Source organism: Streptomyces sp. NPDC097640, assembly GCF_040302705.1.
Classification (GTDB): domain Bacteria; phylum Actinomycetota; class Actinomycetes; order Streptomycetales; family Streptomycetaceae; genus Streptomyces.
In genome coordinates, this window is record NZ_JBEOSB010000009.1 from 153,821 (window position 1) to 177,358 (window position 23,538).

The window sequence follows — 23,538 nt, forward strand, 5'->3', positions numbered from 1 at the left end:
TACCCCTGTACAGCGCGCCAGTGCGCCAACGGCGGTGCCGCTGCGTCGTGTCGACCGGGGGACCGCGCCACAGCCGGGGGGTTCACCGGCCGGGCCCCGGCGGGAGACGAGCCGTCCCAGGCTCCCCGCCTCGCTTCCCTTGGCGTCGGCGCGGGCCCTTACCTCCGCGCTATCGACGGTGGCCCCGGCCGGGGCTACCCCTGTACAGCGCGCCAGTGCGCCAACGGCGGTGCCGCTGCGTCGTGTCGACCGGGGGACCGCGCCACAGCCGGGGGGTTCACCGGCCGGGCCGGTGACCCGGGGCTCGGCGGCGGCCCCCGTCCCCAGCGCCGCGACCACCGGTCGCGCTCCCCGGGCGGTCTCTCCGGTGCAGGCCATGCCCGCGCCGTCCGTGTCGGCGACGCCGCCGGGTACCGCGGCGACCGGCACCCGTATCCCCCAGGGGGCACCACCGTCACGGACACCTGGTCAGCCCCTTTCCGCCCCCGGAGCCGTCGCGCCGTCAGGCGCGGACGGCAATGCGAGCGTGGCCTCGTCGGTGCGCCGCGCTGCCGGGCCGGCCGAGTCCCGTACGCCTGTGCAACGCGAGGCCGTCCCGTCGCCGTCACCCTCGCAGCCCACGTCGGGTCGGGAGGGTACGGACGGCCCACCGGGGCAGCCCACCGCCGCGTCGGCACCTGCGGAGGGCGGGCCCGCGGCGACGCCGCCCCTCAGGCCATCCGCCGCCGATGGTGTTCCTGTGCAGCGCAAGGCGGCCACGTCAGGAGCGGTGCGGTCCGCCAAGGCCGGACCGGCCCCACAGCCCCCACAGCCGCGACCGCGCGCCGGCGCGCCGATGCGCTTGCCGCAAACCCCTCCGCCCGTGCAGCGCGAGGCCGTCACTGTGCCGTCCCCCGCGCGGCTCGCGCCTGGCCGCACGAGTGCGGGCGGCCGACCAGGGACGGATACGGGCAGTGGGCCCGCGGCGGCGCCACCCCCCAGGCCCTCCGCGGCCGATGCCGTTCCCGTGCAGCGCAGAGTGGCCGCACCCCGCAACGGTCCCGCCGACGCGACGCGGGCGCCCTCGCCGTCCCTGCCCGTGCGGCGGTCCGGGGACGGCGACGGGGGCGGCGACGGGGGCGGAGGTCCAGCCACGCCCGTGCAGCGCGCCGCCGCGCAGCCGTCCGCCCTGTCCGCCCCGCCCGCAGCGCCTCAGGGGCAGCCGGAGGCGCGGTCGGCGGCGGGTGTTGAGGGTGCGGCGTTCGGTGGGGCGACGATGCCGGTGGCCGCGCCGCCCCAGGCGCCGTCGTCCGCCGCGCCGCTCGTAGGGTCCGTGGCGCAGCGGATCGCCGCGGCCCGTACGCCCGGCGTGGCACAGCCGCTCGCGCAGCCCGGCCACGCGCCCGCGCGGCGGGCCTCGGGCGGTGGTCCGCCTGCCGCTCTGCCGGTGCAGCGCGTGGCGGCCCCTCCCCGTAGCGCGGCCCCTCCCCGCGCGCGGCCTCAGCCGCCCGCGCCCCGGCACACTTCGCCCGCCGCACCCGTACAGCTGCGGCGCGGGGAACCCGTACCGCCCGTACCGCCCGTACCGCTGCCCGTGCAGCGAAGTGGCGCCACACCGGCCCGTACGCCCGCCTCACCGCGCCCCGCGCTGCCCCTCCCGAGCACGACGCCGTCACCCCCGCCGGCCCGGACCGTCCAGCGCACCCCCACCGCGTCCCAGAACCCACGGACGACGAGCACGAGGACCAGTACGCACACCACCAAAACAGAGGCAGGCGAACGCACCGGCACCCGCAAGTCCACCGCCTCCGAGCGCACGCCCACCGCCGGCTTCGACCCCCGGGCGCTGACGGACGGCCAGCTCGACGAGCTGGTCCACCGGCTGATCGGCCCGCTGACGCGGCTGCTGAGGACCGAGTTCCGCCTCGACCGCGAGCGCGTCGGCAGGCTCCGTGACCCACGCCGCTGACCACCGGACCACCGGACCGACGCTCAAAACCCCAGCGCACCCAGACCGCACCACCCGTAGCAAGAAAGAAGGCCGACCCCGATGCCCAGTGATCTCGACCCGGGATCCACGATCTTCTTCACCCTCACCATCGACGGCGAGAGCCTGGGGTACTTCAACAGCTGCGAGGGCCTGTCGTCCGCGGTGGAGATCGAGCAGCACCAAGAAGGCGGCAACAACGGCTTCGTCTGGCAACTGCCGTCCCGCGTGACGTTCTCCAGCATCCGGCTGGCCCGGCCCCTCACCCCGGACACGGCGAAGGTCGCGGCCTGGATCTCGTCCGTCACCACGGGCGTCACCCGCCCCACCGGCCAGATCGCCGCGCTGCGCGCGGACGGTTCGCTGGTCGCCCAGTGGGGGCTGATAGACGTGCTGCCGGTGAGCTGGCAGGGGCCCTCACTCAACCCGGAGAGCCCGGCGGTGGCCACCGAGGTGCTGGAGATCACCCACCACGGCTTCACGGATGCGGGGGCGGCGTAGATGGCCGGGCACGGAGGCAGGGGCGGCGGAAGGGGCGGCGCGAAGGGGGGAGCCAAGGGCGGTGCCGGCAAGAGCCTGGTGCGCGCCTCGCTGGCGATCCACCAGCCCCCCGTCGGGGAGAGCACCACCCCCGGCGCGCTGATCAAGAACTTCACCTTCGACTTCAACCCGTCCCAGCTCACCATGAGCCGCCGCACGACCTGGAAGGCCACCCCGAGCGCGGCCGTCCGTGACGGCTCGGAGCCGGAGTTCATGGGCCCCGAGCCCCGACGGCTCGGCATTGACGTGTTCCTGGACTCCTCCGACGAGCCGGACGGCAACAGCGTGCTGAAGAAGGCCGAGGCGCTTTTCTCCTGTTGTGAGGTGACCGAGGCGAGCCTCGCCGCCAAGCAGCCGTCGACGCCGTGGGTGGTGTTCCAGTGGGGTTCGTTCTCCACCGCGCGCTTCACCGCCTACGTCGAGTCCGTGGACGCGACGTACACCCTCTTCTCCACCACCGGGGTGCCGATCCGGGCCACCTGCCAGGTCCAGTTGCATGAGATACCGGGTAGTACCGAGCGACAGAACCCCACGTCGGGTGCGCTCACCGCGCGCCGCGTCCACCGGCTGGTGGCGGGCGACTCGCTCCAGTCGCTGGCCTGGCGGGAGTACGGGGACGCCACCGTCTGGCGGGTGATCGCCGAGACCAACGGCATCGACGACCCGTCGCGGCTCGAGCCCGGCTCGGAACTCATCCTGCCCGCGGTCGAGGAGGTGACCGCCTGATGACGAAGATCGCGTACTCGAGCGTCATCCACGTGAAACTGAACGACACCGTCCTGCCCCCGAAAGTCGCGAGCCGATTGACCGAGGCATGGGTGGACTTCGGGGCGGGGGTGCCCGGTGCCTTCCAGCTCACCTTCCGCGATCAGCGCCGGAAGGTGTTGCAGCAGGCGCGCGTCACCATCGGCAGCGAGGTCGTGCTGGCGCCCGTGGCGGACGGCAAGGGGGCGCAGGATCCGCTGTTCACCGGCGAGGTCACCGGGCTGGAGACGGATTACGACGGCACCGGCACGTTCACCGTCGTACGGGGCTACGACCTCGGCCACCGCATGGTGCGCCAGCGCCGGGTGGCCGGATACCCGGGCCTGTCCGCCAGCGACATCGCCAGGAAGCTGATCAAGAAGAGCGGGATCCGTGCGGGACGGATCGAATCCACCGGGTCCGCGTACGAACACGTCACCCAGGACAACGTCAGTGACTGGGACTTCCTGGCCCGCCTGGCGGACGAGAACAAGAAGGTGATGTACCTGGACTCCCGGGGGAAGTTCCAGTTCGTCAGCCGTGAGAGCGCCGCCGGGGCCCCTCCGCCGAGCTTGGACAGTGACAGAAGCCCGTTCGTGCTCCAGGGCGGCCGGGACATCCTGCGCTGCCGGACCTCCGTCACCTCCGCCGACCAGGTTCCCCGGGCGCGGGCGCGCGGATGGAACGTGCAGGAAAAGGCGCCCCTCACCGCCCAGGCGTCGACCAAGAGCAACCCCGCGCTCGCCATCGGCACCGGACCCGGCTCCGGTAAGACGAAGTTCAAACCGGTCAGCCTGGTCGAGACGGCCGTCCCGTACGACGAGGACGGACAGGTCGAGCGGGCGGCGGAGTCGCTGGCCGACGACGTGACATCGGCCTTCGCCGAACTGGAGGTCACCGTCCGCGGCAACCCCAAGTTGCGCCCCGACATCCCGGTGACGCTCAAGGACGTCGGCAAACCCTTCGAGGGCAAGTACACGATGACCGGTGTCCGCCACGTCTTCGAGCCGGGCAGCCACTACCAGACCTGGGTGACCGTCAGCGGCCGCCAGTGGCGGTCGCTGTACGGCCTCGCCTCCGGCGGAACGGCGGCCGCGCCCCGGATGCCGTCCGTGGCCAACGCGATCGTCACCAACGTGAAGGACCCGCTGCAACAGGGCCGGGTGAAGCTGGAGTTCCCCTGGCTGGACGCCACCTACGAGAGCGACTGGACCCGCACCGTGCAGTCCGGCGGGGTGGACGGCGGCAGCATCCTCCCGCTGGACGTCAAGGACGAGGTCCTGGTGGCGTTCGACCGCGGCGCACTGGACCATCCGTACGTCATCGGCGGCCTCTACAGCGGCAAGGACAAGCCGGAACCCGGCGACGTACCGCTGTACGACCCCCTCAAGGGCAAGGCGACCCGGCACACCGTCGCCGACCGGGAGAACAACCGCCTGGACCTGCTCAGCCAGCGGCTCGGCAAGCGTGGCGTGCGGCTGAGGACCGGCGACGACCGGCTCACCATCAACCTGGACCGCACCAGGACCGAGATCACCGTGGACAGCAAGGGCTCCGTCGTCATCAAGGGAACCCGGTCGGTGTCGGTCGAGGCGGGCACGGACCTCAGCCTCAGGTCGCACGGCACCATGAACCTGCGGGCCGGGGGAGCGATGACCTTCACGGCGGGCGGGGCCCTGTCCGCCACCGCGGGCAGCGCCTTCAGCCTCAAGGGCGCCACCGGATCCGTCCAGGCCGGGACCCTGAGCGTGACGGGCGGGAACGTGAACGTCCGCCCCGGGACCCTCCAGGTGATGACGCCCGGCGTCATCACCATCGGGGGCACCTCCGTCGCGCTGACCGGCCTGGTCACCGTCAACGCCAAGCCGGTGCCCCTCTGATGGCCGGGCAGTTCGTCGGCTCCGGCTGGTCCTTCCCCCTGCGCGTCAGCCCGATCGGGGGCATCGCCCTGGTCAGCGGGGAGCGGGAGATCGAGGAGGCCATCCGGCTGGTGCTCGCGACCGCCCCGGGCGAGCGGCGCATGCGCCCCGAGTTCGGCTGCGCCATCCACGACCTGGTCTTCGCGCCCGTCAACGAGGCCACCGCGGGCCGGATCCAGCACGAGGTGTACACCACCCTGGACCGCTGGGAGCCCCGTATCGAGGTGCGTGAGGTGGAGGTGACCGCGGGCGACGACCAGGGGGTGCTCTTCATCGACGTCCGGTACGTCATCCGCGGCACCAACAACCCGCGCAGCCTCGTCTTCCCGTTCTATGTCATCCCCTCCCACGACGAACCCGATCCGTCCTCCGACGCCGCCGGCCCCGACGGCGAGGGCCCCGGCGGCGGACCGGCCACCGAAAGCGATCGCTGATGGCACTGCCCTCCCCGAACCTCGACGACCGGCGCTTCCAGCAGTTCGTCGACGACGCCAAGCGCTACATCCAGCGGCGCGCCCCCGAGTGGACCGACCACAACGTCTCCGACCCCGGTGTCACCCTCGTGGAAACGGTCGCCCACATGGCCGACCAGATCGTCTACCGGCTCAACCGGATCCCCGAGAAGAACCACCTGGCCTTCCTCGACCTCGTCGGCATCACCCTCTTCCCGCCGTCCGCCGCGCGCACCGACGTCACCTTCTGGCTGTCCGCTCCGCAGGCGGACCCGGTCCGCGTCCCGCTCGGCACCGAGACCGCCACCCGGCGCGGCGACAGCGAGGAAGCGGTCGTCTTCGCCACCGAGCGCGAACTGACCGTCGTCGCCAGCGAACTGCGCCATCTCGCCGTGCAGCACCGCGGACAGCAGGTCACCGACCGCACCACGGACCTCGTCGAGGGGACCGACGTGCTGTGCTTCGCCCAGTCCCCGGCGCCCGGGGACTGCATGCTGCTCGGGCTCAGCGCCGCCGTCCCGCACTGCGCGGTCGCGCTGCGGCTCGACAGCCAGGTCGACGGTGTCGGCGTGGACCCCCGGCAGCCGCCGCTGGTCTGGGAGGCGTGGACCGCCGACGGCTGGGTGGTCTGTGAGGTCGACCGGGACACCACCGGCGGCCTCAACCGCCCCGGTGACGTTGTCCTGCACGTCCCCGGCGGGCACATTCTCTCCCGCACCGGGCGGAAGGAAGCGGGCTGGCTGCGCTGCCGGGTCACCGAGCCCGGGCCCGGCCAGCCCTTCTACACCTCCTCGCCCACGGTGCGGTCGGCCGAGTCGTTCACCATGGGCGGCACCGTCCCCGCCGTCCACGCCGAGACGGTGGACGACGAGGCCCTGGGCGAGTCCACCGGGCTGCCCGGCCAGCGGCTGCGGCTCGCCCACGCCCCGGTCGTCGGCGACGTACCCCCGCTCCACCTCCAGGTGGCCGGCCACGCCGGGGGGGACGGCTGGATCGACTGGGAGGTCGTCCCGCACTTCGCCGCCTCCCGGCCGCACGACCGCCACCTGACCCTCGACGCCGCGACCGGCGAGATCGCCTTCGGCCCCGCCGTCCGCGAACCCGACGGCACCCTGCGCCAGTACGGGGCCGTACCGCCCAAGGGCGCCGTGATCCGTGCCCGCCGCTACCGCACCGGGGGCGGGCGCACCGGCAACGTCGCCCGCGGCGCCATCCGCATCCTGCGCGACTCCGTCCCGTACGTCGCCGAGGTCGTCAACCGCGAGGCCGCCCACGGCGGAGTGGACGGCGAGACCGTCGAGGAGGCCAAGGCCCGCGCCCCGATCACGCTGCGCGCCCAGGACCGCGCCGTCACCCTGCGCGACTACGAGGAACTCGCCCGCCGCGCCGCGCCCGAGACCGCCCGCATCACGTGTCTGGAAGGCGAACCCGAGAGCCACGGCGCCTACGCCGTACGCGTCCTCGTCGTCCCGCGCGCCGTCCCCGACCCCGGCGGACGGCTCCGCTTCGAACAACTCGTCCCCGCCGACGCGCTGCTCCAGCGCATCACCCGCTACCTCGACGACCGGCGGCTGATCGGCACCCGGCTCGCGGTCGGCCCGCCGTACTACCAGGGCGTCACCGTCGTCGCCACCGTCCACGCCTTCCGCGGCGTCGACGCCGACCGGGTCCGGCGCGACGCCCACGACGCCCTCCACCGCCACATCGACCCGCTCACCGGCGGCGCCGACGGCACCGGCTGGCCCTTCGGCCGCCCCGTCCAAGCGGGCGAGATCTTCGCCGTACTCCAGCGCGCCCCCGGGGTGGAACTGGTGGACGAGGTACGGCTGCACGCCGCCGACCCGCTGAGCGGCAAACGCGGCAACCCGACCGACCGGATCGACCTCGACCCGCCGTCCCTCGTCTTCTCCTACGACCACCGTGTCCGGGTGATCGGAGACGCCTCATGAGGGGCTCCATCGACGGCCTTGCCTCCTCCACCCCGCTCGCCCTGATGCTGCCCGCCGTCTTCGCCGACGACGACCTGATGCAGCGCTTCATCGCCGGGCTCGACGAGGTCCTGGCCCCCCTCCACAACGTCCTGGACTGCCAGGACAGCTACTTCACCCCCGCCCTCGCCCCCACCGACTTCACCCGCTGGCTCGGCATCTGGATCGGCGCCGAGACCGACGGCATCGAGGACGACAACCCGGAAGGCGTGGCCCGGCTGCGCGACGCGGTCGCCGCCGCGGCGTATCTGCACCGCGTTCGCGGCACCCGCGGCGGCCTGGCCGAGACCATACGGCTCGCCTTCGGCGTCGAAGCGGAGATCACCGAAAGCGGCGGCGCCACCTGGAGCGCCCGCCCCCGCGGCGCCTTCCCCGGCGAACCCCGCCCCGGGCTCCACGTCACCCTGCGCCTCCCGTCGCCGACCCCGGCCGACGAGCACCGCCTGAACGAGATCGTGGCAGCCGCGCGCCCCGCCCACGTCCCCTACACGGTCCAGGTGACCGCTGCGGAAAGGAACCCTCAGACATGACCGCCAGTCAGGCATCCGGTGGCCGCGACACCAGGGAGCCGACCCTGGCCTGCGCGGAGTGCGGTACGCGGTACGAGCCGGAGCAGTCCTTCTGCGACGGCTGCGGCGCGGTGCTGCCCTGGCCCCCCGCCCGGCCCCCGGCCCCGCGCCCCGACCACGAGCCGTGGCCGCGGCGGGCAACGGCTGGTGGTGAGCCGACCGGTGGTGAGGGTGAGCCGGCGGGCAGCGGGTCGGCCGGTGACGCGTCGGCGTCACGCCGCTCGGCTGCCGGTGTCCCCGGCTCGCCGGGCCCGATGACGGCAGATCAGCCCGCCCCGCCCGGATCCGACCGGCCCGACCTCGCGCAGGGCCGCCCCGGTCCGGCCGACGCCGAGGACCGGCCGGGCACCGGCGATCCCGGCGGGGACGACCACCCCACCCGACCCGCGCCCCGGGCGTGGGCCACCACCGGAAACGGCACCGCCGACGGGGACCAGGAACGGGACCGGGAACGGGACCGGGCCAGAGACCTCCTGGTGCCCGTGGCCGACCCTCAGGGCGAACCGGACCGCCCCCCGTCCGTGTCCCCGGTCCTCCCCGGCCGCCCCGCCCCGGCCCGCCCGGAGGTCCGCACCCCGGGAGAACCGGAGAGCCACGGCGGCGTCGCGTGCCCCTGGTGCCGCACCGCCAACCGCCCCGACCGCCACTTCTGCGCCCGGTGTGCCATGCCGATGGCCGAGGGCCCGGAGAACCCGGCCCGCCGCCCCTGGTGGCGGCGGTTGCTCGACCACCGCAACAGGGAGGTGCCCTGGGCGGGCGACCGCCCCCGCCTGCGCCACCAGATCGGCCGCATCCTGCGCTGGGTGGCCCTCGCGGCGGTACTGGGGCTGGTGGCCTGGGCCCTTTTCCAGACCCCGCGGGCCGTCAATGCCGTACGCGACCACTTCGCCAAGCGCGCCCCGCTCGTCCCGGACTCCGTCAAGGCCTCCCGCTCCTACCCCGAGCACGGCCCCGACAAGGCATTCGACGCGGTCAGCAACTCCTGGTGGGGCCCGGGGGTTCCCCAGTCCGCCGAGGGGGAATGGCTGGAGGCCCGCTTCCGGGACCCGGTACGCCTGCTCGACATCGGCATCACCCCCGGCCAGTCCGCCCGCGGTGACACCCTCACCAAGTCCGCCCTCCCGCACCGCGTCGAGGTCCGCATCACCACGGACGACGGCAAAACCACCACCAGGGACCTCAACCTCGACCAGGGCGTCGGCTTCCAGCACCGCCCCTTCCGCGCCGAGAACGTCACCGCGGTCCGCTTCACGATCCGTTCGGCCTACGGAGCCGACGCCAAGAAGCAGGTGGCCATCGCCGAGATCGAGTTCTTCGGCCCCTCCAATGCCACCCGCTGAGCTTGATGCGTCGGGGGACGCCCCTTACGCAGCTGGGCTCGAGGCTTTACGGGCCACGCCGATGACACACGGAGAGCTGGGTGTGGTGCGGCTGTTGATGAGGAAATCGAAGTGCCTCGCGCGTTCGATCGTGAATCCGGCGGCACTGATGGCCGGTTCGGGATTCCGGGTCAGGTTGCAGCCTCCCCCCAGCAGCGGCCACACCACGTTGACGATCCGCTGTCGCCTGGCCAAGGCGGGCCGCGTCGACCTGATGTGCTCGTAGAAGTACAGACATCCGCCCGGCCGCAGGACGCGGGCCGCTTCGGCGAGTGTGGCGGGGACGTCGGCGATCGAGCACAGGACAAGTGAGGCCACCACCCCGTCGACGGAGGCGTCGGGCACGGGCAGCGCCTCGGCCCGGCCCGCCCGGATTTCCACGGGCACCGGACAATCGGCCGCCGCGCGCTCGGCGAGTGCCCGCAGCCGGGGCTCGGGCTCGATGGCGATGACCTGCTCGACCTCCGGCGGGTAGTGCCGGAAGGTGGCACCGGACCCGGCGCCGATCTCCACGATTCGGCCGGTGGCGCCGGCGAGCAGCTCCCGCCTGTGTTCCAGCGCGCCGTGAGCCTCGGCGAAGGCGTTGATCCTCGGATAGACGCGAGCGAACAGCGGGTGGCGAATCTGCTTGTTCCGGGCGGCGGCCATGACAATGACTCCTCTCGGGGCGCAACACCCTCAACCTACTACGCTCACGTAGTAATTACTACCTGGTCGTAGTAGAAGAGGGGCCGTCGTGCGCTCGACGCTCAGTGCCCCCGTCCCAGGCAGATCAGGGGAGTCGCCGCAACCAGCCAGGCAGAGCCGGCGATCGCCCATGCGTAGAGGGCGGCCCCGGCCGCGGTGACCGCCACCTGTCGGCGGTCCGGGCGCGCGGGCGGCGGCGGATCGCCCTCCAGTTGGGTGATCCTCGCGGCGAGCAGGGCACGTCCCCCCATCGCCGCGGCGGGCGCGGCATGCGCCCACCGAGGCGCGTCGCCGACCTTCAGCAGCGCCCCTGCCACAGCGCCTGCGCCGCAGCGCGCCATCGCGCAGCGGTCCGCCGCCAGTTCGCGATCGGCGACGACCGCCGCCCGCAGGTGGCCCAGCAACGGGAGCGCGAAGTGCTGTGCCGTCAGAAAACTGGCGACCAGGGCTCTGAGCGGGTCGCGACCACGGACATGCTCGGCCTCATGGGCCAGAACCGCGCGCAGTTCCTCAAAGGTTGCCGACTCCACCAGTCCGCTGCTGACCGCCACCCGGGGACGCAGCAAGCCGTAGGCGAACGCGAAGCGACCGGCATCCTCCACCACATCAACCGGGACGGTCGGAGCCACCTGCCGGGCAGCGGCACGCACAGCCGCATCGTCGACGGCCGCGGCGCGCACGTGGCGACCGACAGTCCGGGTCGCGCCCAGCCCGCGCCGCACCCGCTGGACGGATCGCACGGCTCCGGCCACTGACAGGGTCAGCAACACCGCACCGGCCCACACGGCGCTCGACAGCAGGCGGGGACCGGCCCCGTGATGGGTGATCCGCCAGGCCAGCGCCATCGCCAGGCAGCAGCCGAGATAGGCCACCGCCGCTCGGATGGTCGCGGATAAGGCGACCAGTGTCCAGAAGGCGCGGTGGCCGGTCACGGCGACTGCTCCAGCAGCCGCCGCAGACGGTCCCGCAACTGCGGGTCCAGTGACGCCTCGGCGGCGAAATGCGTGACCGCGGCATCCCCGTGCGCCCGCAGGACCTCCCGTACGGCGATCGCGGCCTCGTCCGCGACGGCCGCCGTGTACACGTAGCCGCGACCCTGCGGGGCCCGGTCGAGCATGCCCTTCTCGGTGAGGCGGCTCATCACCGTCATCACCGTGGTGTAGGCCAGCGGCTGGTCCCGGCCCTCATTGAGCCTGCCGAGTACGGCGCGGACGGTTACGGGCGCTTGGACCTCCCAGCACACCCGCATGACCGCGCCCTCCAATGCTCCCAGGGTCACTGCGACCATCCCTTCGAAACGTCGTCTACTACGCAAGCGTAGGACGTGCGGGGTCGTGAGGTTCGCCGAGAAAGACGATGGGATGCGCGCGTGACTGGACTACGCAAGAATTTGCGTCACTTGCGTGCGCTTGCGCTGTAGAGAGCAGGCCGAGGCCTCGGTGTATGCGGTGAAAAGTGTGCCGTCGTGACCGTAGACGCACTCACATAGTTCTGCAATATTCCGATGGAAACAATGCAAAAAGTCGAACATGGCATCCCGTGTGGGTTCGTCCTCTCCATACGGGAGCTCCCGCCGCCTTGCCGTACCGCGCCACCGCTCTGACCAGGAAAGAGCCGTCCTCGCCGCCCCTCCGGCGCGCGCGAACCCCCGCAGGGAGTGATCCCGCATGACTCGACACAAGCCGAGATCCTGGAGACGGCGCGCAGCAACTGCTGCGCTCGCCTCCGCTGTCACGGTTCTGGGCCTGCCGGCCGTCGGCGCGCAGGCGGCCGGCGGTCCCAACGCCGCCGCGGACGCCCCGGCCAAGTCCGGCAGCGCCCTCGGCACCCACTCGGCCGCCAATGTCGCCGACGGCGACGCCGACACCTACTGGCAGGCCGGAAAGAAGTCCGCCCAGTGGGTGCAGACCGACCTCGGCCGGACCGAGCGCGTCCGCCAGGTCGTGCTGCGCCTGCCCGCCGACTGGCAGACCCGCAAGCAGACGCTGGCCCTCCAGGGCAGTGCCGACGGCAAGAGCTTCGCCACGCTGAAGCCGTCGGCGCAGTACGTCTTCAGCCCCGGCAACGGCAACACGGTCAAGATCTCCTTCCCCGCGACCCTCGCCCGGTACGTGCGCGCCGACTTCAGCAAGAACTCGGTCGCCTCCACCGCCCAGCTCGGCGAGATGCAGGTCTTCACGGGCGCCGCCTCGACCCCCAACCTCGCCCTGGGCAAGACCTTCACCGAGAGCGGGCACGCCGACGTCTACGGGGCGGCCAACGCCGGTGACGGCAACCGGGCCACCTACTGGGAGAGCAAGAACAACGCCTTCCCCCAGTGGCTCCAGGTCGATCTCGGATCGTCGGTCAAGGTGAACCAGGTGACCCTGCGGCTGCCCAGCGGATGGCCGAGCCGCAGTCAGACGCTCAAGATCCAGGGCTCGGCGGACAACCAGAACTTCACCGACCTGACGGCCTCGAAGGCATACCCCTTCGAGGACGTCAGTGGCAACGACCAGTCGGCGACCATCAGCTTCGACACCACCACGACGCGCTACGTGCGCGTGCTGATCACCGCCAACACCGGCTGGCCAGCCGGGCAGTTGTCCGAGCTCGAGGTCTACGGACCGACCACCGGCGACACCCAGGCACCCACCGCGCCGACGAACCTGAGCTACACCGAGCCGGCCACCGGCCAGATCAAGCTGACCTGGAACGCGGCCACCGACGACACCGGCGTGACCGGCTACGACATCTACGCGGGCGGACAGCTGCGGGCGAGCGTCGCCGGGAACGTCCTGACGTACACGGACACCCAGCCGGCCGACAGCGACATCACCTACTACATCCGGGCCAAGGACGCCGCGGGCAACGTCTCCGCCAACAGCAACAGCGTCACCCGCAAGGGAACGGGCGGCGACACCCAGGCCCCCACGGCGCCCGGCAACCTCGCCTACACACAGTCCGGCAGCGACGTGAAGCTCACCTGGCAGGCGTCGACCGACAACGTCAAGGTCACCGGTTACGACGTCTACGCGGGCGGCGAGCTCGTCAAGTCCGTGGCGGGCGACGTCACGACGTACACCGACACCCCCTCGGCCGCGGCGACGGTCACCTACTACGTGAAGGCGAAGGACGCTGCCGGGAACGTGTCGGCGGCGAGCAACAGCGTCACCCGGCCCGGTTCCGGTACCGGCTCCGACCTCGCCCAGGGCAAGCCCATCGAGGCATCCTCGTACACCTTCACCTACGTCGCCGCCAACGCCAACGACGGTCAGACCAGCACCTACTGGGAGAGCGCGGGCGGCGCCTACCCGGCCACCCTCACCACCAAGCTGGGCGCCAACGCCGACCTCGGCCAGGTCGTCGTCAAGCTCAACCCCGACGCGGCCTGGTCCACGCGCACCCAGAACATCCAGGTGCTCGGCCGCGACCAGGACGCGACGGCCTTCACGAGCCTCGTGGCGGCGAAGGACTACACCTTCAACCCGGCCGGCGGAAACACCGTGACGATCCCGGTCACCGGCACGGCCGCGGACATCCAGCTGAGGTTCACCGCCAACTCCGGCGCCCCGGGCGCACAGGTCGCCGAGTTCCAGGTGATCGGCACCCCGGCCGCCAACCCGGACCTCAAGGTCACCGGTATCACGAACACGCCCGCCGCCCCGGTGGAGACCGACGCCGTCAGCCTCTCGGCGACCGTCACCAACAGCGGCACCAAGGCGTCGAAGGCCACCGACCTGAACTTCACGCTCGGCGGCACGAAGGCCGCCACGGCGGACGTCCCGGCCCTCGCGGCCGGCGAGTCGAAGACGGTCACCGCGAGCATCGGCACCCGGGACGCGGGCAGTTACGCGGTCGGCGCCGAGGTGGACCCGTCGAACAAGGTCATCGAGCAGAACGAGGCGAACAACGCCTTCACCCGCTCCGACGCCCTTGTCGTCAAGCCGGTCTCCAGCTCCGACCTGGTCGCCGCACCGGTCTCATGGACCCCGTCCAGCCCGTCGGCCGGTGACGACGTCAAATTCACCCTCGCGATCAAGAACCAGGGCACGACGGCCTCGGCCTCGGGCGCCCACGACGTGACGCTGACGATCCAGGACTCCAAGGGAGCCACCGTCAAGACCCTGACCGGCTCCTACAGCGGCGCCATCGCGGCCGGTCAGACGACCGCACCCGTCAGCCTCGGCTCATGGACGGCCGCCAACGGCAAGTACACCGTCAAGACCGTCATCGCCGACGACGCCAACGAAGTGCCGGTCAAACGGGCCAACAACACCACCACGCAGCCCCTGTTCGTCGGCCGCGGCGCGGACATGCCGTACGACATGTACGAGGCCGAGGACGGCACGGTCGGCGGCGGAGCCAAGGTCGTCGGCCCGAACCGGACCATCGGCGACTTCGCCGGCGAGGCCAGCGGCCGCAAGGCGGTCACCCTCGGCGCGACCGGCCAGTACGTCGAGTGGACCACCCGCGCGGCCACCAACACCCTGGTGACCCGCTTCTCCATCCCCGACGGCACCAACACGACGCTGAACGTCTACGTGGACGGCCAGTTCCTCAAGGCGATCGATCTGACCTCGAAGTACGCCTGGCTGTACGGCAACGAGACCGCGCCCGGCAACTCGCCCGGCTCCGGTGCGCCCCGCCACATCTACGACGAGGCGAACCTGCTGCTCGGCAAGACCGTTCCGGCCGGTTCCAAGATCCGGCTCCAGAAGGACGCGGCCAACACCTCCACCTACGCCATCGACTTCATCAACACCGAGCAGGCGACCGCGGCTGCGAACCCGGACCCCGCCGCCTACGCGGTCCCGGCCGGCTTCTCACACCAGGACGTGCAGAACGCGCTCGACAAGGTCCGCATGGACACGACGGGCAAGCTCGTCGGCGTCTACCTGCCCGCCGGAGACTACGAGACCTCCAGCAAGTTCCAGGTCTACGGCAAGGCGGTCAAGGTCGTCGGAGCCGGACCGTGGTTCACCCGGTTCCACGCGCCCTCCTCGCAGGAGAACACCGACATCGGCTTCCGGGCCGACGCCACCGCCAAGGGCTCGACGTTCGCCGGATTCGCCTACTTCGGCAACTACACGTCCCGCATCGACGGCCCGGGCAAGGTGTTCGACTTCGCAGGCGTCTCCGACATCACCATCGACAACATCTGGGTCGAGCACATGGTGTGCCTCTACTGGGGCGCCAACACCGACAACATGACCATCCAGAACTCCCGCATCCGGGACATGTTCGCCGACGGCATCAACATGACGAACGGCTCCACCGACAACCACGTCGTCAACAATGACGCCCGGGCCACGGGCGACGACAGCTTCGCCCTCTTCTCGGCGATCGACGCGGGCGGAGCGGACGAGAAGAACAACCTCTACGAGAACCTGACGTCCACACTCACCTGGCGGGCCGCCGGAATCGCCGTCTACGGTGGCTACAACAACACCTTCCGCAACATCCGCGTCGCCGACACCCTGGTCTACTCCGGCATCACGATCTCCTCGCTGGACTTCGGCTACCCGATGAACGGCTTCGGGACCGAGCCCACGACGATCGAGAACGTCTCCCTGGAAAGAACGGGCGGCCACTTCTGGGGCGCGCAGGTCTTCCCGGCCATCTGGGCGTTCTCCGCCTCCAAGGTCTTCCAGGGCATCCGCGTCAACGACGTCGACATCGACGACTCCACCTACGGAGGCGTGATGTTCCAGACCAACTACGTCGGCGGGCAGGCGCAGTTCCCGGTGAAGGACACGATCTTCACCGACATCACCATCACCAACTCGAAGAAGAGCGGCGACGCGTTCGACGCCAAGTCCGGGTTCGGCATCTGGGCCAACGAACTCCCGGAACCCGGTCAGGGCCCCGCCGTCGGTGAAGCCACCTTCCGCAATCTGCGGATGAGCGGCAACGCCCAGGACATCCGCAACACGACCAGCACGTTCAGGATCAACGTCGAGTAGACCGCGAACGGCACGGAACGGCACGGGGCCTCTCTTCAAGGAGAGAGGCCCCGCGTCGTCGTGCACCGGCGGTGCTGGTCGCCGAGAACACCGACATGCGTGAGACTGTGCTCCGTGACGGCACCGTGCCGCTCGCAGGCACTGACCCGGGAGGACCAGCAGCGTGATCATCTTTGGCACCAAGGGATACCTGTATCAACTCGCGATACTGACGCTGGTCTGCGGCCACTGCGGCAACCCCTCCGCGCACACGCTCAGGAAGCGCGTCACGAAGTTCACGCTGTTCTTCGTGCCGCTGTTCCCGTTCTCCACGAAGTACGCAACGCAGTGCACCTTCTGCGGCGCGGAGCAGAAAGTGACCAAAGAACAGGCGGAGCAGCTGCTGGCGCAGAGCGCGAGCGGCCACGACGGTCAGACGTACGGGCAACCGCAACAGCAGCCGTCCCAGCCCTGAGGCCCGAGCCTGCCGGGTCAGGCTGCCCCAGCCCGTGTGAGCACCTCGGCGATCTTGTCGAGGCCCTTCTCCCGGGCGATGCCGAGCGGCGTGTCGCTGTCGACCCTGAGCCCGGACGGATCGGCGATCCGGGCGTTGACGTCGGCCCCGGCGGCGATGAGCGTTTCGATGACGCCGGTCCCGGCTTCCCGCCACACCGCGCAGTGCAGGGGCGTCGCGCCCGCCGTCGTGCGCGGGTCGGGATCACCGACGCGTTCGAGCATCAGCCGGAGTACCTCCTGGTGGCTGCCGCTCGCGGCGGCGTGCAGGGCGGACACGCCTTTGATCCCGACCAGGTCCTTGTGCGCGGTGCGCCGCGCCGGGTCCGCGCCGGCGTCGAGCAGCGCCGCGACGAACTCCGGCGCGTCGACCGCCACCAGCAGCGGCGTCAGACCGAGCCGGTCCTCGGCCTCGACGTCCGCGCCCGCGTCGATGAGGCAGCGCAGGATCTCCAGCCGCTCGGCGACCGGCCGCTCGCGTTCGTAGGGGAGTCGGCTCTCGGCTACGACGTGCAGCGGCGTTCTGCCGGGGCGGTCGGTCGCCCGTGGGTCGGCGTCGGCGTCGAGCAGCGCCCGCACCACCTCCACCGAGGGGCCGGGCCGGCCGGTGCGGAACGGACCTCTGACGGCCATCCAGAGCGGTGTCACCTTGCGCTCGATCCGCTCCATCCCGAAGTCGGCGGGGTGCAGGCCGAGCTCCGTCAGGAGGCTGTCGTGGCGGGTCCGCGCGCCGGTGTCGGCGCCCGCGGCCAGCAGCATCCGCACCGTCTCGGCCGAGCCCGACATCACCGCGAAGTGCAACGGGGTCATCGCCGAGCGGTCACCCTCGGCCGGCCCCAGCGGGACACCCGCGGCGATCGCGGTGGCCAAGGTCTCCAGCTCGCCGTAGGCACAGGCGTTGGTCAGCCGGGCGGAGTCCGGCGGCGCGTAGACGGTCAGCTCGGCCAGCATCCGCGACAACCGCCGCGGAGTACCGAAGGCGTCCTCCGCGTCGGACCCGTCGTGGTCGATCCGGTGGACGCCGGGATCGCCGGGCCGCGGATCGTCGAGGTCGATGACCCAGTAGCACTGCGTCGATTCGTTGAACCCGATCACGAAGCACGGCCGGTCCACCCCGAACGGATCGCCCCCGCTGGTCCCCTGCGGAAAGCTCACCCGGTCGCCGTCCTCAGCGGTGACCAGCAAAGTACGCGGCGGCCACGTGATCGCCATCAGCGTCTCGATCTCCGGCGGCAGCGGCCTGGGCGCGTCGGTCCAGTGCACGCCCGCTTCGACCGTCCCGGGTAGGGTCCCGCCGAGCCGCTCGATCTGACGCAGCACCTCGGTGTGCACACCTTCGCTTCGCATCGGGTCAAGCTAGCAGTAGTCCGCCAGGGCGAAACGGCGCGGCTCCACCCTGCACCGTGCCCGCCGGGACGGCGCCTCACGTCACGCAAGTGGGCCCCTGACCGGCGAGAATGCCGATCAGGGGCCACCCGACACATGAGTTCGTGTCAGCCGTCGTTCTCCGCCGAAGGGATGGCGGCGCCCGGCACGTCCTGCGGAGCGTAGATCTTCTTCTCACCCGGGTACGGCTTCGCCCAGTTGTGGGTCTGGTACCACGTGAGATGGTTCATCTGGGCGGGCGGAGCGTAGTCCGGAACGGCGTTGGGACCGGTCAGCCGCTGCTTCGACTTCCACTGGTCCCACTCGGCGGCGACGTTCTTCATGTCCGCCGGCACCGAGGCCGACGGCACGGCCGCCGCCTTCAGGCTCTGCGCCGCGGGGGTGTCCAGACCACAGGAGGGCGGGGTCTTCACACCGTCGGTCAGCGAGATCCGGTTGGGCAGCGCCTTGAACGGCGTGAAGTCCGGTCGCTGGGTGAACGCCGAGGCCATCGGGGTGGCCGCGGTGTCCTTCTGGTTCATCGGCTGGATCCCGAGGATCTGCTCGATGGTTCGCGCCATGTTGATCTGCGAGTAGTAGTGGCTGTCCACCGTGGAGTGCTTGGCCCAGGGGCTGATGATCTGGACCGGGGCACGGTGGCCGTCGACGTGGTCGAGACCCGCCTGGGAGTCGTCCTCGACGACGAAGATCGCCGAGTCCTTCCAGTACTTGCTGTGCGAGATCTCGTCGACGATCTGGCCCACGGCGAGGTCGTTGTCCGCGACCTGCGAGGCAGGGCTCACCGGACCACCGGTGTGGTCGCTGGAGAGCCAGAACATGTTCAGGTTCGCCGGTCCGTTCTTCTCGAAGTCCTTCTTCCAGATCTGTGCCCGGTAGACGTCCGGGACGCTGGTGTCGAACTTCGGGAAGCCGTGCACCGACACGTCGTTGAGCGACGGGATCGGCGAGGTCGAGTTCAGCGGGTAGGCGGTGTCCTGACCGGTCGCCGCCATGTTCTTGGTGTCGCAGTACAGGTTCTGCCAGCTGGCGTCCGCCGGCTTGGTCAGGAACTGCTGGAACTCGCCGAAGTTCCGGACGGACTTGCGGGCCGCCTGCGCACCGGTCCAGATGAAGCCGGTCTTCTGGTGGCCGAGGGCGTCGTCCTCGGTGTCGTAGCTGCGGGTGTACTCACCGGCCGAAGACTCGGTGTACTCCGGGTCGTCGGCCTGCATCAGCCAGTTGTGACCCTCGGCGGAGTTGGTGCCGATGTCGTACGTGTTGTCGTACAGGCCGAACTGCTTGGCCAGGGCGTGCTGGTTCGGCGTGACGTTCTCACCGAACTCGGTCAGCGACGGGTCGCCGTTGCCCTGCGGTATGTCACCGAAGACCTGGTCGTAGGTCCGGTTCTCCTTGACGAGCAGGAAGACGTGCTTGATCGTCGAGGGGTCGCCGAGCTTGACCGGGACCGGCACCGGCTTGGCCGGGGAGCCGTCGGACTTCTTGAGCGACGCGCCGTTCCAGCCGTTCTGCTTGAAGACCTTGCCGGTGTAGGACTTGATCACGCTGTCGTCGGGCAGCGTGAACTTCTGCACGCTCGACGTCGTGTCGTGGGTGCCGCGACCGCCGGTGGCCTTGCGGCGGGCGTCGATGCCACGGGTGTTGGAGACGTACACCTCGTTGCCGGAGGTGGCGATCTCCGAGGGGAAGTAGTCCGTGGGGAGCAGGCCGACATAGCTGACCGGCTCCTGCGCGGAGGTGTACTTGTAGACGGCGACGGCGTTGGCGCGGCCGAGGGTCACCAGCAGGTGACCGTCGTCGGTGAGGGTCACCGCGTCGGGCTCGTAGCCCACCCGAGCCTTGGCCCACGGCTGGGTGGAGATGGTCTGGACGACCTTGTCCTTCGCCGTGTCGATGACCGAGACGTTGTTGTCGGCGGTGTTGGTGACGAACACCACGCCGTTCTTGGCGTACACGGCGGTCGGGTGCAGACCGACGTCGATGCCGGCGACCGCGGCGTCCTGGTTCGCCAGGTCGATGACGCTGACCGTGCCGCTGGTGGTGGCAGCGGTCTTCTGGTCGGCGAGTACCTGCGTGCCGTACGAGTTGATCGTGGGCTCGCCGGGCTTGGCCGGGCGACCGCCCTCGTTGCTCACGTAGAGCTTGTCGCCGACGACGACCATGCCGCGCGGGGCGTTGCCCACGTTCCAGCTCTGCTTGATGGTCCCGGTCGCGGCGTCGATGGCGACGACCCGGTTCTGGCCGTTGACCGCGGAGTACGCGGTCTTGCCGTCGGCCGAGAACGCCACCGCGCCCACCAGGGCGCGCTTGGACCCCTGCGCCGGGATGCTGACGGTCCTCGGGCCGGCGACGCTGCCGTCCGCGTTCACGGTGAACACGGTGTAGCCGTCCGGCTGGCCCAGCCACAGCTGATTGCCGTCGGGCGAGTACGTCGGGCCTTCCTGGCCCACGTTGTTGCTGCTGATGCGGGGGTTCGACGACGCGGCATTGCTGACGAGCTGCTGCGTCTTCCAGTTCTTCAGGTCCACGATGGCCAGGGCCGCGCCACCGTCGGTGACCGAGGCGGCCATGTGCGTGCCGTCCGGGCTGACCGAGGACGACATGATCTTGCCCTGGTTGATGACGAGCCGGTCGCCGTACGGGGCGATGTACTGGTTGCTGGAGACGACCTGGCCGTTCTCGGTGACCTGGCCGACCTGGTCCGTGCCGAACTGGTGGGTCTGCGCGAGCGCCGTGCCGGCGGCCACGAGGGCGACGGCGGTGGTGCCCGCCGTCAACAGCGGCATCCGGCGGCCGATGCGTCTGCCGATGAGGTTGATCCGGGCTTCCTCGACGAGTTTGCGGCGGCGAGTCACCTGCATTGCGTGTTATCCCTTCGGGGTGGTGTCGAGCAGTTCGACGTTGCCGTCGAACTGCCACAGCGGGTTCGGTGCGTCCCCGTCGGGGGTCCGCACCAGGAAGTAGCCGTTCACTTCCTTCGGTCCATCGCCATCGGCCATGAACCGCCCGTCCGGAGTGACATCGAGTTGGTAGATGGCCTGTCCTGTGCCCTCGACGCCGGGAAGATGCCAGGTCACGACGCAGCGCCAGTCGTTGCCCGGGCCTTGTGCCGCGACCCTGGTGCTGCCCTTGTTGCACGACGCCGTGGCCTTCAACTGGGCCTCGGTGACGGCCGGCCGGTTGAGCTGGTCGGTCTGCATGCGGTACAGGTGCGCGAACGCCGTGGCGAGCGAGCGCTGCACCTTGTCCTGCTCGATCCCGGAGCCCGTCGCCGAGGTCGTCGCGGCGACGACCGCGAACGACGCGGCGGCCACCCCGACGAGCGGCAGGACTCCGACGGTGATCGCGCGGCGGCCCGAACCGTCGTGGGTCAGGTTGGTGAAGTCGCGCCGTACGAAGAGCACATAGGCCAGCGCCGTCGCCACCACGGCCCAGACAAGGCTGACAACGATGCCGATCAGCAGCGGGCCGAGTTGCCGGGGGCTGGTGAACAGGCCGTTCCAGGAGATGAAGGCGTAGCTCGGCAGGGCGACGCGCACGGCCACCGGAAGCGGCAGCATCTGGGCGACCGCCATCGCGAGCGAGACGAGCACGGGCACCAGCAGCCCCATCGGGGACCGTCCCAGCGTGACCGACCCGAGGAGGCCGAGTGCGGCGAGCGCCAGGGTCGGAGCGAGGACGCAGACCCAGGCGAGCAGGACCTGTACGGCGGCGTCCGACGGTGCCAGGAGATGGCCGTCGAGACCGACCAGCGGCTGGTTGCCGACCGCGAGGAGGCCGCCGACGGTGCTGGAGACCGCGAGCCCGGCCACGAGCAGCAGCAGGACGGCCAGACTGGCCACCGCCTTCGCCACGAAGATCCGCCGGGGCGAGCGGACCGCCACGAGCAGATGGCGCCAGGTGCCGAGCCGGTCCTCGGAGGCGAACACGTCACCGGCCACGACCGAGGTCAGCAGTGGGAGCGCCCAGGTCCCCGCGAAACCGAGCATCACCAGCGGCCCGGCCCACCCGGAGGCGAGCATCCAGCGCCCGAAGAGGGTGTCGACGGGAAGCGTGCTCTGCTGGCTCACTCCGGCGACGAAGAGGGCGGGAGCGATCCAGCAGACGAGGACCAGCAGGCGGATTCGCCACTGGGAGACCAGCTTGACGAGCTCGAAGCGAAAGGCGCGGGTGACGGGGACGCGACGGCCCCCGGTCACCTGCTCGTGTTCCTGTTCCCGGCTCTGGGCGAGGGTCGCGGTCATCTGTCCGCCTCCTGCTGCTCGGTGAGGGTCAGAAACGCGGCTTCGAGCGGCGACACCACGGGAGTGAGCTCGCGCGGCACGACGCCCTTCTCCACGAGCCGCACCACGAGTTGGTCGAGGGCGGGCGCCAGGGCGCGTACGACGAGCGGTTCGGCGTCCTGCCGTATCCCGGCGTCGTCGACGACCTGGATCCCCGGCGTGTCGTCCGCCAGCCGGCGCGCGGCCCGCGGGTCGGAGGTGAGCAGCCGGTAGTCGAGTTCACGGTTCTCGGTGGCCAGCTCGCTCAGCGGGCCGGAGAAGACGACGCGTCCGGCGGCGAGGATGGTCACCTCGGAGCACAGCGCCTCGAGGTCGTCCATGTTGTGGCTGGAGAGCACGACGGCGGTTCCGTCGGCCGCGAGCCGGTTGAGGACACCGTGCACATGCTTCTTGCCCGCCGGATCGAGGCCGTTGGACGGTTCGTCGAGCACGAGCAGCCGGGGCTTGGTCAGCAGGGCGGCGGCGAGCCCGAGCCGCTGGCGCATGCCGAGGGAGAAGCCGCGGGTACGGTCGTCGGCGACGTCGGTGAGACCGACCTCGGCGAGTACGTCGTCGATGCCCGCCGTGCGCGCGTCGTGGCCGCGGAGCGCGGCCAGCGCGGCGAGGTTCTGCCGTGGGGTGAGCGAGGGGTAGAGAGCGGGGCCGTCCACGAAGCCGGCGACACCGTCGGGCGCGTCCAGTGCCCGCTCGACCGGTGTACCCAGGACCTCCAGGCGACCGCCGTCGGCCACCGCGAGCCCGAGCAGAAGGCCGAGCAACGTCGTCTTTCCGGCGCCGTTCGGTCCGACCAGGCCGTGGATCTGTCCCTGCGTTACATCGAGATCGATGCCGTCCAGGGCGACGACATTGCCGAAGCTCTTCGTGATACCGCGAGCCCGGATCGCGCGGAGTTCTTCCATGGGTCCCTTCCTTCAAATACCTCAAGGACCCTATGGATTGTTCATGCCACTCATGGGGATGGGGAGTTGAATGTACGTCGAACATGAAGCGACTTGGCATTTTCGAAGTCGCTGTCGAACGGGAACCTCCCGCGTTTTGACCAGCATCTTTGCTATTACTTGGGCAAAGTTAGATGCTTTCATGAATGAGTTGCAATGGTGAATGCCGTGGCGAATTCCAACGGGGCACGGAGCGGAATTGATCTGCGCCCTCGGAGTCCCCGCGAGGTACGGCATGGACCGGCGATGACCT

At 70.8% G+C, this 23,538-nt stretch carries 17 protein-coding genes; 10 read left to right on the forward strand and 7 right to left on the reverse strand.

Going from position 1 to position 23,538, the window contains the following annotated elements; translation table 11 throughout:
- The first annotated feature begins 1,006 nt into the window (after positions 1 to 1,006).
- From ABTY62_RS16405 to ABTY62_RS16440, 8 genes are all read left to right on the forward strand, one after another.
- On the forward strand, positions 1,007 to 1,948 hold the full coding sequence (locus ABTY62_RS16405) for a hypothetical protein (protein WP_352130081.1): 942 nt from the start codon (positions 1,007 to 1,009) through the stop codon (positions 1,946 to 1,948).
- Between the two features lie 81 nt (positions 1,949 to 2,029).
- Positions 2,030 to 2,467, forward strand: a complete 438-nt coding sequence (locus ABTY62_RS16410) for a phage tail protein (protein ID WP_352130082.1) — start codon at positions 2,030 to 2,032, stop codon at positions 2,465 to 2,467.
- Positions 2,468 to 3,232, forward strand: a complete 765-nt coding sequence (locus ABTY62_RS16415; protein ID WP_352130083.1) for a CIS tube protein — start codon at positions 2,468 to 2,470, stop codon at positions 3,230 to 3,232. It begins immediately after the preceding gene.
- A complete protein-coding gene (locus ABTY62_RS16420) occupies positions 3,232 to 5,130 on the forward strand; it encodes a VgrG-related protein (RefSeq protein ID WP_352130084.1) in 1,899 nt (632 codons plus the stop codon). Before ABTY62_RS16415 ends, ABTY62_RS16420 begins: the two co-directional genes overlap by 1 nt.
- The gene (locus ABTY62_RS16425) at positions 5,130 to 5,603 is read left to right on the forward strand and encodes a GPW/gp25 family protein (protein ID WP_352130085.1); all 474 of its coding nucleotides are present in this window, start codon (positions 5,130 to 5,132) and stop codon (positions 5,601 to 5,603) included. The genes ABTY62_RS16420 and ABTY62_RS16425 overlap by 1 nt, the downstream gene beginning before the upstream one ends.
- Positions 5,603 to 7,570, forward strand: coding sequence for a putative baseplate assembly protein (locus ABTY62_RS16430; protein WP_352130086.1), 1,968 nt, complete (start codon positions 5,603 to 5,605; stop codon positions 7,568 to 7,570). The genes ABTY62_RS16425 and ABTY62_RS16430 overlap by 1 nt, the downstream gene beginning before the upstream one ends.
- Entirely contained in the window at positions 7,567 to 8,139 is a 573-nt protein-coding gene (locus tag ABTY62_RS16435; protein WP_352130087.1) for a phage tail protein, read from the forward strand. The genes ABTY62_RS16430 and ABTY62_RS16435 overlap by 4 nt, the downstream gene beginning before the upstream one ends.
- Positions 8,136 to 9,518 carry an NADase-type glycan-binding domain-containing protein gene (locus tag ABTY62_RS16440; RefSeq protein ID WP_352130088.1) on the forward strand — a complete coding sequence of 461 codons (1,383 nt, stop codon included), beginning with the start codon at positions 8,136 to 8,138 and terminating at the stop codon, positions 9,516 to 9,518. The genes ABTY62_RS16435 and ABTY62_RS16440 overlap by 4 nt, the downstream gene beginning before the upstream one ends.
- Positions 9,519 to 9,542: 24 nt before the next feature.
- Here ABTY62_RS16440 and ABTY62_RS16445 read toward each other — a convergent pair whose 3' ends face one another.
- The 3 genes from ABTY62_RS16445 to ABTY62_RS16455 form a co-directional block, all read right to left on the reverse strand.
- Complete coding sequence (locus ABTY62_RS16445) at positions 9,543 to 10,205, reverse strand: class I SAM-dependent methyltransferase (protein ID WP_352130089.1); 663 nt, start codon at positions 10,203 to 10,205, stop codon at positions 9,543 to 9,545.
- A gap of 101 nt (positions 10,206 to 10,306) precedes the next feature.
- A complete protein-coding gene (locus ABTY62_RS16450) occupies positions 10,307 to 11,176 on the reverse strand; it encodes a M56 family metallopeptidase (protein WP_352130090.1) in 870 nt (289 codons plus the stop codon).
- On the reverse strand, positions 11,173 to 11,532 hold the full coding sequence (locus ABTY62_RS16455; RefSeq protein ID WP_352130091.1) for a BlaI/MecI/CopY family transcriptional regulator: 360 nt from the start codon (positions 11,530 to 11,532) through the stop codon (positions 11,173 to 11,175). The genes ABTY62_RS16450 and ABTY62_RS16455 overlap by 4 nt, the downstream gene beginning before the upstream one ends.
- Before the next feature lie 379 nt (positions 11,533 to 11,911).
- Here ABTY62_RS16455 and ABTY62_RS16460 point away from each other — a divergent pair, with 379 nt between their 5' ends.
- Positions 11,912 to 16,189, forward strand: coding sequence for a discoidin domain-containing protein (locus tag ABTY62_RS16460; RefSeq protein WP_352130092.1), 4,278 nt, complete (start codon positions 11,912 to 11,914; stop codon positions 16,187 to 16,189).
- 163 nt (positions 16,190 to 16,352) lie between these two features.
- Entirely contained in the window at positions 16,353 to 16,643 is a 291-nt protein-coding gene (locus ABTY62_RS16465; RefSeq protein ID WP_352130093.1) for a zinc-ribbon domain-containing protein, read from the forward strand.
- A 17-nt stretch (positions 16,644 to 16,660) separates the two neighbouring features.
- Here the strand turns inward: ABTY62_RS16465 and ABTY62_RS16470 are convergent, their stop codons facing one another.
- The 4 genes from ABTY62_RS16470 to ABTY62_RS16485 all read right to left on the reverse strand — a co-directional run bounded on the left by ABTY62_RS16470 (position 16,661) and on the right by ABTY62_RS16485 (position 23,246).
- The gene (locus ABTY62_RS16470) at positions 16,661 to 18,028 is read right to left on the reverse strand and encodes an ankyrin repeat domain-containing protein (RefSeq protein ID WP_352130094.1); all 1,368 of its coding nucleotides are present in this window, start codon (positions 18,026 to 18,028) and stop codon (positions 16,661 to 16,663) included.
- Positions 18,029 to 18,174: 146 nt separating this feature from the next.
- Positions 18,175 to 20,925, reverse strand: coding sequence for a bifunctional YncE/alkaline phosphatase family protein (locus tag ABTY62_RS16475; protein WP_352130095.1), 2,751 nt, complete (start codon positions 20,923 to 20,925; stop codon positions 18,175 to 18,177).
- 6 nt (positions 20,926 to 20,931) lie between these two features.
- On the reverse strand, positions 20,932 to 22,308 hold the full coding sequence (locus ABTY62_RS16480) for an ABC-2 transporter permease family protein (RefSeq protein WP_352130096.1): 1,377 nt from the start codon (positions 22,306 to 22,308) through the stop codon (positions 20,932 to 20,934).
- A complete protein-coding gene (locus tag ABTY62_RS16485) occupies positions 22,305 to 23,246 on the reverse strand; it encodes an ABC transporter ATP-binding protein (protein WP_352130097.1) in 942 nt (313 codons plus the stop codon). Before ABTY62_RS16485 ends, ABTY62_RS16480 begins: the two co-directional genes overlap by 4 nt.
- Positions 23,247 to 23,538: the final 292 nt, after the last annotated feature.